Genomic DNA, 15,042 nt, shown 5'->3' with positions numbered 1-15,042 from the left:
AAAAAAGTTTCAGCGTTCTTCGCCAAAGAGCAACGGTAGAAGACTTCTACCGCCTTGTTCAGCAGGAGGAGAACGCTGGAGAGAAGATCGCGTTCATGTGCCGGAAACTCGGTGTTCCACGGTCCTCCTATTACCGCTGGAGGGATGCTATCGATACGCCCACAACGATTCGGCACCGGGAGCTGACCGGGCAGGTAAAGACTGTGTTCGATTGAGGTGTGTCAGGGATGTGAGACAGTCGGGTAGTTTCTTTTCGGTTAGGCAGCAGTGGGAAGCGGCTGGTTTTCTGTTGTGAAGTTGGCCATTGCTGTCGCTGGCGGCAGAGCTTCGTTGTTGGTGTGGGGCCTCCAGCGGTTGTAGAACACTTCGATGTAGCGCATGGTCGCTCGTCTCGCGTCCTGCCGGGTGGCGAAGCTGTGGTGATGGTAGAACTCGTTCTTCAGGGACGAGAACAGCGATTCGGCCACGGCATTATCCCAGCACACCCCGGTGGCGCCCATCGATTGGCGGATCCTGTTCCTGGCGCACCAGGCGCCCATTTAGCGGGAGGTGTATGGCGTCCCGTGATCGCTGTGGAAAATGGCGTTGCGGGTCAGATGGCCGCGGTCCCTGGCCATGGTCAGGGCTCCGGTCACCAGGGACGCTCGCATGTGGTCAGTCATGGCCCAGCCGATGACCATGCGGGTGCACAGGTCGATGACAGTGGCCAGATACAGCCAGCCCTCGTCGGTGCGCAGGTAGGTAATATCGCCCACCAGGCGTGTTCCAGGTGCTTCTGCGGTGAAGTCCCGGCCGATGAGGTCCGCGAAGGCCTTGTCCGGATCCGAGGGGATCGTGGTGCGCTTGAAGGCGCGCATCCGCTTGGCGGCCCACTCGTTCTCGGCCATGATCCCCGCCACGGTGCCCACCGATACCTCGATGCCAGCGGCAGTGAGTTTGGTGTGCACCATGCGGTGGCCGAAGATCCCGTCGGAGGAATCGAAGACGGTCTTCACCTGATCCGTCAGTTCTCGGCGGCGGAGCGCGGGCGGGGTCTCCTTAGCGTCCAGCCACCGGTAATACGTGGCCCGCGGAAGCTGTAACTGCCGGCACATCCAGGCCACGGGAAAGTCGGCGTTCTTCTCCTGAACAACGCGGTACAAGTCCTCTACCGTTGTTCTTTGGCGAAGAACGTCGAAACTTTTTTCAGGAAGTCGTTCTCCCTCTCCAGCTCACGCAGCCGTGCTTCCAAAGCCTTGTATTTCGCAGGATCCACCGGGTCATCCGGTTTGCCGCCGCCCTCCGGTTGCCCTTCACGGGACAGACGCACCCAGCGTTTCAACGCGGTAACGGAAATGTCGAGCTCCGGGGCGACAGAGGCGGGCGAACGCCCAGATGAAACCACGAGCTCAACGGCATCAGCCTTGAACTCATCGCAATAGGTAGGTCGAGCAGACATGAGCACAATCCTTTCAAAGACTGTCTCAGATCAGTAGTACACCTCAGAGATAGAAGAACCGCTCCAGATGGTTCTGCGAAGGTTCTCCCACGAACCGCCCGAACGCGGCGGCCTGCGCATCACTCAAGAATGCAACTGGCACAACCTACAGACTACCGACAGCCACGTAGCAGAGGGCTAAACGCGCAATCCTGTTCCATCACTACTCAGAACCCAACACTACAAAAAAGAGGGCCTGTGCTCCGCACCAATGGGTGCGGAGCACAGTCCCTCTGAGTTTTAGCTACGGATTAGACGCCGTAGTAGAGCTCGAATTCATACGGGTTCGGACGCAGTGAGAGCGGCTTGATCTCGTTCTCGTACTTGTAATCGATCCAGGTGTCGATCAGGTCCTGGGTGAAGACGCCACCGGCCTGCAAGAATTCGTTGTCCTCGCGCAGAGCCTGGAGAGCTTCCTCGAGGGAACCCGGAGCCTTGGGGATGTCCTTGGCTTCTTCAGCGGGGAGCTCGTAGAGGTCCTTGTCGATCGGAGCCGGCGGTTCGATCCGGTTGCGGATACCGTCGATGCCAGCCATCAACTGGGCAGCGAATGCCAAGTATGGGTTGGAGGACGGGTCCGGTGCGCGGAATTCGATGCGCTTTGCCTTCGGGTTGGAACCGGTGATCGGGATACGGATACCAGCGGAGCGGTTGCCCTGCGAGTAGACCATGTTGACCGGAGCTTCGAAGCCCTTGACCAAGCGGCGGTATGAGTTCACCGTCGGGTTGGTGAAAGCCAAAACAGCGCTGGAGTGCTTGAGCAGACCACCGATGTACCAGCGGGCGGTGTCAGAGAGGCCGGCGTAGCCCTTCTCGTCGTAGAAGAGCGGCTCGCCGCCGGTCCACAGCGACTGGTGGCAGTGCATACCGGAACCGTTGTCACCAAAGACCGGCTTCGGCATAAAGGTAACCGACTTGCCCCAAGCATCAGCGGTGTTCTTGATGATGTACTTGAACTTCTGCAGGTCATCTGCAGCGTGAGTCAAAGTGGTGAACTTGTAGTTGATTTCGGCCTGACCAGCAGATCCAACCTCGTGGTGGCTGCGCTCAACCTCAAGGCCAGCTTCGTCCAAAGCGATGCACATGGCGTCACGGAGGTCAGCCTGCTTGTCAGTCGGGGATACCGGGAAGTAACCGCCCTTGACGGGGGTCTTGTAACCGAGGTTACCGCCCTCTTCCTTGCGGCCTGTGTTCCAGTGAGCTTCTTCAGAGTCGATCTTGTAGAAGCTGCCCTGCGGGGAGGACTCGTACTGAACGTTGTCGAAGACGAAGAACTCAGCTTCGGGCGCAAAGAATGCGGTGTCTGCAATACCGGTGGAAGCCAAGTACGCTTCAGCCTTCTCGGCTACACCACGAGGGTCACGGTGGTACGGGTCACCGGTGCGCGGGTTCACGATCGAGAAGTTCAACGCGAGGGTCTTCTCGATACGGAAAGTGTCAACGAACGCAGTGGTCACGTCCGGGATGAGCTGCATGTCAGACTCGGCGATGCCCTGGAAGCCACGGATGGAAGAACCATCAAACAACTGACCGTTGACAAAGAAGTCCTGGTCTACGCTCTTGGCGGGGACATTGAAGTGCTGCTGAACTCCCGGCAGATCCGTGAAACGGATATCGACGAACTTAATATCTTCGTCTTTGATGAACTGGAGGACTTCGTCCGCGTTCTTGAACATCTATGCTCCTTATGCATATTTACAGTCAGGCTGCTGAGCCTGGTGATCAAGCTAGGGTACGTCTCTATAACCCAACGGGTCATCGGTGCTGATCTTGGAACTGGTACTAGCCTAGGCAGGTGGCATTTCCCGGCCGTGTCCGTATTGTTTCGAGCAGGTTACAGAAGGCTCCCTCGTGTAAACGCTAGTCGAATGTCCACAGTGTGAGCCACTCGAGTCCGATCTGTGGAACGTTGAGAGGAACTAAACTTGGATAGTGGTAAACCGTAGAGACTTAGGTTCGTGGCTTGAAGGCCCGGACACATCCGCAATTTCCAAGTACCCAGGCGCGCGGTTAGGACTGCCCGAATCCGGGCCAGGTTCCATGGCTCGCGCCGGGCGACGCATCCTAGCGATCGTTATTGATTGGACACTGTGCTTGCTGATCAGCAACGTGTTTTTCGGTGGCGACTCATGGGCTACCTTGGCGATATTTGCGATTGAGCAGGCCATTCTGGTGGGAACGCTCGGTTACAGCATTGGCCACAGGATCACCGGCATTCATGTGGTGCGCCCAGGTGGTGCCCCGGCCGGTCCGCTGGCCGGTCTGGTGAGGTCTGTACTCCTATGTTTGGTCATCCCGGCAGTGATTTTTGATCCGGATCAGCGAGGCCTTCATGACAAGGCAATGAACACTGTTTTGATCCGGCGCTAAAGCCAAGAGCGTCCTTTAACGCAGAAGGTGCGGGAACAACCAATCGGTTGTCACCCGCACCTTCTGCGTTGTTACTGAATTTAGTTAGCGTCCACGCTGCGGGCGAGCCTTGTATGGATCAATGCCCTTCGGGATTGGCAAACGGTTTCCAAGGGAGTTGATGCGCTTAGAAACGGCGCTAACCTCAGTCTTGGTCAACTCGACCTTGAGCTTGCGCATCTTCTTGGCCACTTCACTGATCGGAGTCTGGTTTTCTTCGCGGCCGGTCTGGATCACGTGAATGGTCACATTGGGCAAAATACGGGACAAGCGTTTGCGCTCGGCGTCCGTGAGCTGCTTAACGCGGCTAGCGGGGCCCTCACTGACCAGTACGACGCCGGGACGTCCCACAGCGCGAAAAACGGCGTCTTGGGTACGGGGATTCACGGCAACGGGCTGTTCTTCAACGATCCATCCACGACGCAGTGTGCCCAGGGCGGCACCGGAAGCACCGGGCTGGCCTTCAATTTGCGCGAACGCGGCACGTTCGGCACGGCGCGACAAGATGAGTGTGGCTGCCAAAAGCCCCAAGGGAATACCAATAATCAGGCCGGTAACCCAGTTGTTGAACAGAAAGCCGATCCCGAGGCTCACTGCTACAACGGCCAAGAAGGCGAGCAGCATCAACCAAGTGATGAGTGGATCGTTGCGACGGGTCATGGTGAAGACGTCGGCGATCTGCTTGAGGCGGCCGGGCTTCTTCACCTTGGCTGCTTTGGGCTTGCGCGAGAAAAGGCTTCGCTTTGCCGGGGCGTCACCCATGGGTGCGCTGGACGTGGAGTCGGAGGATTTTGCCATAGTGCCCTTATTCTACGTGATCTAGCAGCAACGAACTGCGGCGGTAGCAGCGCTCAAGGCGCGGCTACCGCCGTCGTTATTTCCTAAACTCAGTTCCGCTCCCGCGGCAGCAACGGTTCTTAGTGGTGCGCCGCGATGAGAGAAGAAGCTTCCTGACGAGTGGTTCCCGAGGACTCAATGTGAGCCAAGTTGGCGGGGATCTCCCAGCCTTTTTTGCGCATTGCGGTGGCCCACAAACGGCCTGCACGGTAAGAAGAACGAACCAAGGGGCCAGACATTACGCCCAAGAAGCCGATTTCTTCGGCTTCTTGCTGCAGTTCAACGAATTCTTGGGGCTTGACCCAGCGGTCAACCGGCAAGTGACGCTCTGAGGGGCGCAAGTACTGGGTGATGGTGATCAGGTCAGTGCCAGCATCGTGAAGATCGCGAAGCGCTTCGGAAATTTCTTCGCGTGTCTCGCCCATACCCAAAATCAGGTTTGACTTGGTGACCATGCCAAGGTTCCTGCCCTGGGTAATGACGTCCAGCGAGCGGTCGTAACGGAAGGCGGGGCGGATGCGCTTGAAGATTCGCGGAACGGTTTCTACGTTGTGCGCAAAAACTTCAGGCTTTGAGTCACAGATTGCGGCGATGTTCTCGGGCTTGCCGGAGAAATCGGGGATGAGAAGTTCCACACCGGTGCCCGGGTTCAACTCATGGATCTTGCGTACCGTCTCGGCGTAGAGCCAGACGCCCTCATCTTCGAGATCATCACGGGCCACGCCAGTAACCGTTGCATAGCGCAGGTTCATTGATTTGACCGAGCGAGCCACCTTGGTCGGTTCAAATCGGTCAATCGCGGAAGGCTTGCCAGTATCGATCTGGCAGAAGTCACAACGCCGCGTGCATTCTGAGCCACCGATCAGGAACGTTGCCTCTTTATCCTCCCAGCATTCAAAGATGTTAGGACAACCGGCCTCTTCACAAACTGTGTGGAGGCCTTCTTTTTTGACCAAATTCTTCAACTGAACGAATTCCGGGCCCATCTGGACCTTGGCCTTAATCCATTCCGGTTTGCGTTCCACGGGAACGGCTGCATTGCGCTGCTCAATACGCAGCATCTTCCGGCCTTCAGGTGCCAGGGTCACAGTAGAGCTCCTTCTGATGTTGCGACTAGCTCTGTCTCATTGTTGCGTAGTTCCTCAACAACACGCGAAACGATGTCCATTGGGGTTACGTTCTGACCGATTTCTTCTGAAATCGTGGTGGTACCGGCGTCTGAAATTCCGCACGCGATGATTTGGCCATAAGGGGCCAAGGAGTTGTTGCAGTTAATCGCGAAGCCGTGCATGGTCACACCTTCGTGGACTCGAATGCCAATGGCTGCGATCTTGCGTGCCGGGCCATTGGAATCTTGATCAATCCACACACCGGCGCGGCCGTCGATGCGGACGGCGTTGATCTTGTAGTCGGCAAGAACGTTGATCAGGACCTCTTCGAGGATATACACGTACCTCCGGATTGCGGCAGGGTCTTTCAGCTTGATGATGGGGTAACCAACGAGCTGGCCCGGGCCGTGCCAGGTCAACTTGCCGCCACGGTCCACAGCAACAACCTCGGTGCCGTCCATGGGGCGTTCGTGTTCCTCAGTCCGTTTTCCTGCCGTGTACACCGGATGGTGTTCCAACAAGAGGACTGTGCTGGGGGCCGAACCGCGAACAACTTCATTGTGCAACGTCCGTTGGATTTGCAAGGCCTCGCTGTAGTCAACGAAGTCAGGGGCAAGTCCAAGCGTGGAGAACTCAAGAGCCATGCGTAACAGTTTAGACCTCATGGCCGTTTGCGAAGGATGTTGTGGGCAAGCTCTCATTGACGCTTCAACTTTGCCTGTGGATAACTTCTGCGCGTTTCAACCGCTTTGGGATAAAACAGGGGATATGGAGAATTTCTCGGAGAAGCCGAATTCGCGTTCCGTATCGGGTGGCCGGCATCGTGGTGAACTGTCCCCATGGCCATTAAGCGCGGGGGAGGCGTCACAAGAGACGTCGCTGCAACCCGAAGTGCCTGGCTATGAAGTCATTCGCCGTTTGGGAGTTGGGTCCACCGCCACCGTTTGGCTGGTTCGCAATAGCACGGGAGCTCATGCTGGCAAGCTCTTTGCGCTCAAATGTCCGCACCCTGGATCGGATATTGCTGGGGATGAGCGCTATACCGTCGTTCAACGGGAGGCGGCCATCCTAGGCAATCTTGAGCACCAGCATTTAGTAAAAATTCATGATGTTGTCCCTCTGGGCGGGCAGGATGATGGTGCTTTTGCTCTTTTGATGGATTACGCCGCCGGTGGGTCACTCACTGAGCTGATTGCCAGCCGAGGTTCATTGTCCTCGGGGGAGACAGCCACCATTTTGACGCCTCTTGCACAGGCACTTGAATACCTCCATGCCGCTGGGCTTACTCACTCTGATGTTTCTGCATCCAACGTCCTTTTTACCGCTGACGGGCGCCCGTTGCTCACAGATTTGGGCGTTGGCCGGATGCTCGGAGAACCTGGCTCGCAGCTCTGGGCTGGGACTCCGGGCTTCGCTGATCCGGCCACATACAACAGCACGGCAAACTTGCGGCCAGAGCGGGACTTGTATTCACTAGCGGCAGTGGGCTGGTATTGCCTTGCTGCCCAAGTACCGGAGCCAAATAACAGCCGGCCGCCGTTGGGGCTTCTGGTCCCTGACGTTGCGCCAGGGCTGGTAGCCGCGATTGAGGCCGGCTTGAATCTTGATCCCAAACAACGGCCAGCGGCAGGGGAGTTCGCCCACGCGATTTATCGCAGTGCGCGCTGTGAACCGGTAGACCTTTCGGCGTCCGTCCATGCCAGCGTGGTACCTGATTTGATGACGAGAATTGAGCCAAACGCTAATGGACGACGGCGTTGGGCGGCGTTGTATCCAGGTGCCCGCTTTGCGGCTGGCAAAGTTCGCAAGAGGAGTCTTCGCAGGGGTTTTGCAGGTCTGGATCTTGCACACGGGGGACTTGCGCGCCGGGGACTTGCGGGCGTGGGGCACGCTGGCAATGGCAGAGTTGTGGCCACAGTGGTCACAGCTGCGTTGGTACTGGGCGGGGGAGGAGCCACTGTCTGGGCTATTTCCACTTCCCGTCATACTGCGGAGCTTCAGACTGGCAAGGTAACCGGAGGTAGCAATGCTGAAGCTGTTGAATCGGCAAAGTTGGCCAGTGGAATTTCTGCTGAGACCGGCACACAACTTGGCCTGGAAGCCGGGGCCGTGCAACAGCTGAATGCGCGTTTAGCCGCTGTAGATCCGGTGCAGGCAGCTAAAGGCATTACGGAGCTACGCGATCTGGCGTTGAGTTACGGCAAGGTGGACCTCTTGGCCAGAGTGAACAGTCCTAACTCCAGTGCTGCCAAGTCCGATGCTCAACTTGCGGCGCAATTGCGCAACCGGGGACATGCTCTTAAAGGTTTTAGTACGGAACTGAAAACTTCTGCGCTTGAACAGGGCAGTAACGAGCACCAAGCCAAGGTCAAAATCTTGGCAGTCACCAGTGCCTATCAAGAGGTTGACGCTGCTGGCAAAGTAGTGGCTCAAACTGAGCACGGAGTGGATCAGTCGTTGGTTTTGGCACTGACACGTAAGAGTGGCACTTGGCTGATCGAAGAAGTTCAGAGCCCGTAGGCAAGCTATTAACCTCGCTTGCTAGACTCCCCGGAGAGGTTTCAACAAGGCATGCCGAGCGTGACTAAGATCGATGGATGACCTCTTCGAGCTACTTCCGCTTCCCACACATTCATGGCGATCTCATCACCTTTGTGGCCGAGGACGATGTTTGGCTGGCCCCTTTGACCGGCGGCCGTGCGTGGCGTGTGTCCTCCCTGCAAATGCCGGCCCGCAATCCACGATTTAGTCCAGATGGTAAGAACCTCGTGTGGACTGTGGTGCAGGGCAGCTCACCGGAAGCTGTCACTGCGAAGGTTGACGGCGGCGAATTCCGTCAATTGACGTACTTTGGCCACGCAAGCACACGCGTACGCGGCTTCACTCCCGAGGGTGAGGTGGTAGTCACCAGCGCCTTTGAACAGGGCGATTTCCGTTTGACCCATGCCTATGCGCTGGGCCTGAACGGCGGTTGGGCGCGCCGGCTCGAGTTGGGACCCGTGGATTCTGTGGTCTACGGTCCTGTCAACGGTGACGAACGCCCCGTTGTGGTCTCCAGCGTGCTCTCTCGAGAGCCTGCATGGTGGAAGCGCTACAAGGGCGGCACCGCCGGAAAACTGTGGATTGACCGTGACGGTAATGGTGAATTTGTTCGCCTTCTGAGCGAAATCACCTCTAACCTTGCTGACCCAATGTGGATCGAAGGACGCATCGCATTTCTCTCCGATCATGAGGGATATGGAAATATCTACTCGGTTGCTCCAGATGGTAGCGATTTGAGCAGACACACCGACTTCGAAGAGCACTACGTGCGTCACGCCGCAACGGACGGAACACGAATTGTTTTCGAGTCCGCAGGGCAGCTCTTTGTGATGCACCACTTAGCGGCTGCACCGATTCCCCTAGATATTTCATTAGGTTCGGCGTCAATGCAGCGTCGCAAAACTGGCCTGAAGGTTCAGAAGCATCTTGGTGAAGTGGTGCCAGGCCATAATGGCAGCGCGAGCGCGGTTGAATCGCATGGCACCATTCACTGGCTCACCCACAAAGACGGTCCAGCCCGGGCCATCGAAGTTACACCTGGTGTTCGAGCCAGGCTTCCGCGCCCGGTGGGCGAAGACAAAATTGCTTACATCGCTGATCATGGCGGCGAGGAAGCACTCTACATTCGCGAACTCGCCTTAAGTTTGCCGGGGCTAGCCAACACCGGGAACCACACAAAAGTTACCGGGGCAGTGCCGCCGGGGGCCCAGCATTCAACGCAGCATTCAACCCAGCCAACAACGCAGCTAACAACCCAGCCAAACCTCCCGGTTGCCGCTCCAGCGGAGAAAGGGGAGCCTGCGGCTGCAGAGGATTCAGACGCGCTTCCAGCACCGGTCTCAGCCCTCTCCGGTAGTTCAGTTCTTTCGGCTACGCCCGCTGCACCCAGTGTCACCGCGGCACTTGGAAACGCTGCCGAAGTTTCCAATGACGAATCACCAGCAAACAACACTCAGCTGGCTGAGAACACGGCAGGGGAGAATGGTCTAAATACGGCTTCGGTTGGCATTCGCTTCCCCTCGGTGACCCGGGCTAGCTCTATGTCCGTGAGCCCCAACGGAGAATGGATCGCGATCGGTGGAGCCTTCGGTGACTTGTACCTTGTGGAAGTAGCGGCACGCCGAATGTCGCTGCTGACCAGTGTGGGCGAGGGAAGCATTGGCGACCTAGCATGGTCCTCTGATTCAAAGTGGTTGGCCTTCGCTGAACCGCTAACAGCCTTTGGATCCCGGACACGCCTGCGGTTGGTTGAGGTCGCCTCCCAAGACTCACAGATCATCAACGTCACTGACGGTCGCTTTGCCGACGAATCACCGGCCTTCACCCCCGATGGCAAGTTCTTGGCTTTCCTATCCAGCCGCAGTTTTGACCCGGTCTACGACGGTCACTCCTTCGATCTGTCCTTCCCTAGCCCCATCAAACCGTACCTTGTGGCACTTTCTGCTAACACGCCGTCGCCCTTTGGACCTGCTGTGGCCAGCTTCGGTGAGAATACCGCCGAAACTGCGGCAGTCAGGGCCTTGAGGGACGGAAGCTTGAAGGAAGTTGAAGAAACACCGAAGCTAGTAGTTGATGCCAACGGTATTGAGCAACGAATACTGCCACTGCCTGTGGCGCAGGGAAACTACAGTGACCTGAGCGCCGGCGATGGCTGCTTGTACTGGCTGGAAAACCCCATCAGCGGCGTTCTGGGCGATGGCCGCGCTTCCACGGAAGACAAAGCAGCGAGCCCCAAGCTGGTCCGTTTTGATCTCGCTAAGCGCAAGTCCGTTACCCTCAACGAATCAGTGGACAGTTACCGCCTCTCCGGAGACGGCAAACGGATTGTGTTTATCAAGGACAAACAAGTCAGCGCCACCATTTCCTCCGCTAAGGCCGATGAAGAATCAGGGGATCTCGTCAAGGTGGACCTCGGCCGGATCCGGGTACAGCTTGAACCCGTGGCTGTATGGGAACAAGCCTTCAACGAAGCATGGCGTTTGCAGCGGGACTTCTTCTGGGCTGCGGACATGGGCGGTCTTGACTGGGACGGCGTGAAGGCAAAATTCGCTCCGATCATTCAGCGCCTTGGAAGCCATGATGATTTGGTTGACCTGCTGTGGGAAATGCACGGCGAATTGGGTACCTCCCATGCCTATGTCCGTCCGTTCGCAGTCTCCGAGCCGGGCAGCAGCGGGCAAGGCCGTTTAGGCGCGGAGTTTGTCCATAACGGCACAGCATGGGAGATCACAAAGATTCTTGCCGGCGACTCCTCAGATCCGCTAGCGAACTCTCCGTTGGCCCGAGCTGGTGTGAATGCCAAGGTGGGCGACTTGCTGATGGCGATTGACGGCGTCGACCTTTCTGCAACTCTCTCCCCGGCCATGCTCCTCACATCTTCGGCCGGCAAGGCCGTTGAATTGACCGTGCAAAACGGACAAGGCCACGGCGAGCAGGCTGGTGTGCAGCGGCGCGTTGCAGTGGTTCCGGTGCGTGATGAGGAGCGTCTGCGCTACCAAGAATGGGTCCAGAGCAACAGGCGGATGGTGCGGCAAGCGTCAGGGGATGCGTTCGGTTACTTGCACATTCCGGACATGATGGCAGCGGGCTGGGCACAGTTGCACCGCGATTTGGACACCGAAGCGTCCAAGGATGCCTTGATTGTTGATGTGCGCCGCAACCGTGGTGGGCACACGTCCCAATTGGTTGCTGAGATCATTGGCCGCAAGGTCACTGGCTGGTCGGTGCCACGTGGGGAGAAGCCGCGGACCTATCCGGAGAGCTCACCGCGTGGCCCAGTGGTCATTGTGACCGACGAGTTTGCTGGCTCCGACGGCGACATCATCACCCAAGTGTCAAAGCTGCGGGGGATTGGACCGATCGTGGGAACGCGCACGTGGGGCGGTGTTGTGGGAATCGATAACCGTTTCTCCCTCGCCGACGGTACCGGGGTGACTCAGCCTCGCTACGCGACGTGGTTTAGCGGTGGAGTGGGCTGGTCCGTGGAGAATTACGGTGTTGACCCGGACATTGAGGTGCCGTTCCCTCCGCACGCCTACAGCGCTGGAAGTGACCCACAGTTGGAACAGTCCATCAGCGTTTTGCGGGAGATGCTCCAGGAGCTGCCCACTGATCAGGCGCCAGAGCGTGCCGGGTACAAGACGCTCAAGCCAGCTCCACTGCCGCCGCGCAAGCGCACCCCTTAAACGAAACTAGCTCGCAATTGTGGCTGTTCCCATTCCTGGGAGGCGCCACAATTGCGAGCTGGTTCGGTAATGCGGGACTACGCGGAGATCAGCGTGGCATCCAAGGTGATGCTGATGCCAGCCAACGCAGCCGAGACTGGGCAACCCGACTTGGCTGCTTCGGCGATCTTCTGGAATTCTTCTTCAGAAATACCTGGGATCTTGGCGCTCAGCGTCAAGTGGCTACCGGTGATGCCGGTGCCGGGCTGGAAGCCAACGTCAGACTTTGTGGAAACTTCCTCTGGAGTGTATCCAGCCTCGCCCAAGGCATGGCTGAAAGCCATCGAGAAGCAAGCAGAGTGAGCTGCAGCAATGAGTTCCTCGGGGCTGGTTTTGCCCGCTGCAGCCTCAGTGCGAGCCTTCCAAGTGACGTCGAACGTGCCCAAACCGGAGCTATCCAGTGTGGTGTTGCCGGATCCTTCAGCCAAGCTGCCGTTCCAGACGGTGTGTGCGCTACGTGTTGTTGCCATGTCAGCTCCTCAAGATCGATATTCTTCGATTACTCACAAAGTGTTGTAACCGCTCACTTCATCCTAGGCGTTTATTACTGCCAAAGGGTGGCCAGCGCCACGTTGATCAGCGCCAGGCCGCCAACGCCGTGTGCCAAGCCGGTGGATACCGTCTCTCCGTTCTTGACCTTGCGGCTGCCAATGACGGCCAGAACTGCAACGACAATGGCGATGACCAATTTGATGCCGAGTTTGGGATAGTTCAGAGTCTCATCCGGCATCATGGGGAGGATTCCCATCATGGCAATGCCCGTAAGAAGTTGCAGGAAAGCGCCATCACGCTGACGCGGGTGGACCGTGGGAGTCTTCATCGTGGCGATCCAGTAACCAACGATCATGGCAGCGCCAACAACGTGCAGGAAAATCAGAATGTTCAGGACAATAGTCATGGTCCCAGCTTAGCCACAGACTGTCCTCAAGTATGACTTTCGCAGACTGTGACCTGCATAAATACCTTCGGCCAAATTGCAGCGGCTACATACCGCCGGTTAAAGAACGACGGCGGTACCCGGCTCCCAGAGCCGCGTACCGCCGTCGTTGTCTAGTGGTTGTCCGTTAGGCAAACGTTCCGGACTTAGAGTCCGAGGTCAGCCTCGAAGGCACCTTCCTCAAGGCGAGCCTTGAGGGTCTGCAGGAAGCGGCCTGCATCGGCGCCGTCAACCAGACGGTGATCGTAGGTCAAGGACAGGTACATCATGTGGCGGATAGCAATGGTGTCATCACCATCGGGGCCAGTGATAACCGTTGCACGCTTGACGATCGCGCCGGTTCCCAAAATGGCAACTTGCGGCTGGTTGATGATCGGGGTGTCGAAGAGAGCGCCCACGGAACCAATGTTTGTGATCGAGAACGTGCCACCGGACAGCTCATCCGGGCCAATCTTGTTATCGCGCGTACGCTTTGCAACGTCTGCGATCTTGGCGGCAACACCGGCGAGGTTGAGGTCACCCGCGTTGGAAATGACAGGAACCAACAGACCCTTGTCCGTGTCCACCGCAATAGCGATGTGTTCGGCGTTGTGGTACGTGATCTCTTGCTTTTCTTCGTTGTATTCTGCGTTGAGCTTGGGGTGCTGCTTGAGCGCCTCGGCTACGGCCTTTGCAATGAAGGGCAAAAAGGTCAGCTTGGTGCCGTTGACTGCCTGGAACTGATCTTTGGCTGCTGTACGCAGTTTGGCCACACGCGTCATGTCCACTTCGTGAACCTGAGTCAGCTGGGTGGAGGTATCCAAGGACTCGCGCATACGGCGAGCGATAACCTGGCGGATGCGAGGTGCCTTCTCAGTCTTGCCACGCAAGGAGGAAGGAACGACGGCGGCCGGAGCCTTCACTGCGCTGGCAACCGGAGCCGCGGCTGCCGGGGCAGCTGCGCTTGCCTTTTTGGCTTCGGCAGCGGCAAGTACATCCTGCTTGCGGATGCGTCCACCAACACCGGTACCGGTGAGTGAGGAGATGTCTACGCCCTGCTCGTTGGCCAGCTTGCGGACCAAGGGGGTCAGGTAGTTGGACTCGTTGCCGGTTGATGCTGCTGCGGCTGGTGCTGCAGGAGCCGGTGTTGATTCCTGAGGCGCTGCCGGAGCTGCAGGTGCAGCCACTGGTTCTTCGCGCTGTTCAGCGGGAGCTGCGGCAACGGGCTCAGCCTTGGCAGGCTCTGCCGGTGCTGCGGCAGGAGCCGAAGCCGGAGCTGCGGAACCCGAACCGATGATCGCCAAAACGGAGCCAACTTCAGCAGTCTCGTCCTCGCCAACACGGATTTCCTGCAGAGTACCGGCCACGGGGGACGGGATCTCGGTGTCAACCTTGTCGGTAGAAACCTCCAGCAACGGCTCATCAACCTCAACGGTTTCGCCAACTGCCTTCAGCCAGCGCGTGACGGTGCCCTCGGTTACACTCTCGCCCAAAGCCGGGAGCGTTACTTCGTGAGTCTCACCTGAAGCAGCCTCAGTGGAAGCGGGGGCTTCCTGAGCTGGTGCTTCCTGAGCTGGTGCTGCAGGCGCGGGCTCAGTAGCAGGCGCTTCTTCAGCGGCGGCAGGTGCCGGTGCTGATTCGGCTGCGGGAGCCTCTTCTGCAGGGGCTTCGCTGGACCCGGAACCGTCGCCAATGCGCACAAGCGGCGCTCCAACGTCGGCCGTCTCATCCTCGGCAACGAGGATTTCCTCGATTACACCGGCAATCGGAGAGGGGATTTCAGTGTCTACTTTGTCGGTCGAAACTTCGAGCAGCGGCTCGTCGACCTCTACCCGGTCACCCACAGCCTTTAGCCAGCGAGTAACAGTACCTTCGGTGACGCTCTCCCCGAGGGCGGGCAAGTTAACGGTTTCAGACATATCGTCCCCGTTCTCCTTATTGATCTTTAGTGCGGTTGGATGCTGCTGATTTTGAGCTTAGTGCACCCGGCGTGTGTGCCGGGTGCACTTGCTCGAGAACTACTTAGTG

At 57.9% G+C, this 15,042-nt stretch carries 13 protein-coding genes and 1 pseudogene; 4 read left to right on the top strand and 10 right to left on the bottom strand.

Annotation, left to right across the window (positions count from 1 at the left end):
* A pseudogene (locus ACQR35_RS11855) lies at positions 1 to 215 on the top strand (hypothetical protein); the annotation flags it as partial.
* A 42-nt stretch (positions 216 to 257) separates the two neighbouring features.
* Here ACQR35_RS11855 and ACQR35_RS11850 read toward each other — a convergent pair.
* From ACQR35_RS11850 to glnA, 4 genes are all read right to left on the bottom strand, one after another.
* Entirely contained in the window at positions 258 to 539 is a 282-nt protein-coding gene (locus ACQR35_RS11850; protein ID WP_430270138.1) for an integrase core domain-containing protein, read from the bottom strand.
* Positions 540 to 1,142, bottom strand: a complete 603-nt coding sequence (locus ACQR35_RS11845) for an IS3 family transposase (RefSeq protein ID WP_430270137.1) — start codon at positions 1,140 to 1,142, stop codon at positions 540 to 542.
* Between the two features lie 5 nt (positions 1,143 to 1,147).
* The gene (locus ACQR35_RS11840; RefSeq protein ID WP_430270136.1) at positions 1,148 to 1,438 is read right to left on the bottom strand and encodes a transposase; all 291 of its coding nucleotides are present in this window, start codon (positions 1,436 to 1,438) and stop codon (positions 1,148 to 1,150) included.
* 290 nt (positions 1,439 to 1,728) lie between these two features.
* On the bottom strand, positions 1,729 to 3,153 hold the full coding sequence (gene glnA / locus ACQR35_RS11835) for a type I glutamate--ammonia ligase (protein WP_430268246.1): 1,425 nt from the start codon (positions 3,151 to 3,153) through the stop codon (positions 1,729 to 1,731).
* A gap of 256 nt (positions 3,154 to 3,409) precedes the next feature.
* Here glnA and ACQR35_RS11830 point away from each other — a divergent pair, with 256 nt between their 5' ends.
* Positions 3,410 to 3,847: an RDD family protein gene (locus ACQR35_RS11830; RefSeq protein WP_430268247.1), complete on the top strand. Its 438-nt coding sequence runs from the start codon at positions 3,410 to 3,412 to the stop codon at positions 3,845 to 3,847.
* 84 nt (positions 3,848 to 3,931) lie between these two features.
* Here ACQR35_RS11830 and ACQR35_RS11825 read toward each other — a convergent pair whose 3' ends face one another.
* The 3 genes from ACQR35_RS11825 to lipB form a co-directional block, all read right to left on the bottom strand.
* Positions 3,932 to 4,684, bottom strand: a complete 753-nt coding sequence (locus ACQR35_RS11825; protein ID WP_430268248.1) for a DUF4191 domain-containing protein — start codon at positions 4,682 to 4,684, stop codon at positions 3,932 to 3,934.
* Between the two features lie 119 nt (positions 4,685 to 4,803).
* Positions 4,804 to 5,811 (bottom strand): lipoyl synthase, encoded by a 1,008-nt coding sequence (gene lipA / locus ACQR35_RS11820; RefSeq protein ID WP_430270135.1) that lies wholly within the window; start codon positions 5,809 to 5,811, stop codon positions 4,804 to 4,806.
* Positions 5,808 to 6,476 carry a lipoyl(octanoyl) transferase LipB gene (gene lipB, locus ACQR35_RS11815; protein WP_430268250.1) on the bottom strand — a complete coding sequence of 223 codons (669 nt, stop codon included), beginning with the start codon at positions 6,474 to 6,476 and terminating at the stop codon, positions 5,808 to 5,810. The genes lipA and lipB overlap by 4 nt, the downstream gene beginning before the upstream one ends.
* 124 nt (positions 6,477 to 6,600) lie before the next feature.
* Between lipB and ACQR35_RS11810 the strand changes: the two genes are divergently transcribed.
* Both ACQR35_RS11810 and ACQR35_RS11805 read left to right on the top strand, forming a co-directional pair.
* Positions 6,601 to 8,352, top strand: a complete 1,752-nt coding sequence (locus tag ACQR35_RS11810) for a serine/threonine protein kinase (RefSeq protein ID WP_430270134.1) — start codon at positions 6,601 to 6,603, stop codon at positions 8,350 to 8,352.
* 77 nt (positions 8,353 to 8,429) lie between these two features.
* Positions 8,430 to 12,059 (top strand): S41 family peptidase, encoded by a 3,630-nt coding sequence (locus ACQR35_RS11805; RefSeq protein WP_430270133.1) that lies wholly within the window; start codon positions 8,430 to 8,432, stop codon positions 12,057 to 12,059.
* 77 nt (positions 12,060 to 12,136) lie between these two features.
* Here the strand turns inward: ACQR35_RS11805 and ACQR35_RS11800 are convergent, their stop codons facing one another.
* The 3 genes from ACQR35_RS11800 to sucB all read right to left on the bottom strand — a co-directional run bounded on the left by ACQR35_RS11800 (position 12,137) and on the right by sucB (position 14,933).
* Complete coding sequence (locus tag ACQR35_RS11800) at positions 12,137 to 12,568, bottom strand: OsmC family protein (RefSeq protein WP_430268253.1); 432 nt, start codon at positions 12,566 to 12,568, stop codon at positions 12,137 to 12,139.
* 74 nt (positions 12,569 to 12,642) lie between these two features.
* Positions 12,643 to 12,996: a hypothetical protein gene (locus tag ACQR35_RS11795; RefSeq protein WP_430268254.1), complete on the bottom strand. Its 354-nt coding sequence runs from the start codon at positions 12,994 to 12,996 to the stop codon at positions 12,643 to 12,645.
* A gap of 185 nt (positions 12,997 to 13,181) precedes the next feature.
* Positions 13,182 to 14,933, bottom strand: coding sequence for a 2-oxoglutarate dehydrogenase, E2 component, dihydrolipoamide succinyltransferase (gene sucB, locus ACQR35_RS11790; protein WP_430270132.1), 1,752 nt, complete (start codon positions 14,931 to 14,933; stop codon positions 13,182 to 13,184).
* Positions 14,934 to 15,042: the final 109 nt, after the last annotated feature.

It is taken from the genome of Pseudarthrobacter sp. J1738 (assembly GCF_050490315.1).
Lineage (GTDB): Bacteria > Actinomycetota > Actinomycetes > Actinomycetales > Micrococcaceae > JBNPEO01.
Note: the sequence above shows the minus strand (reverse complement) of the source record. Positions and strands in the feature narration are given on the sequence as shown.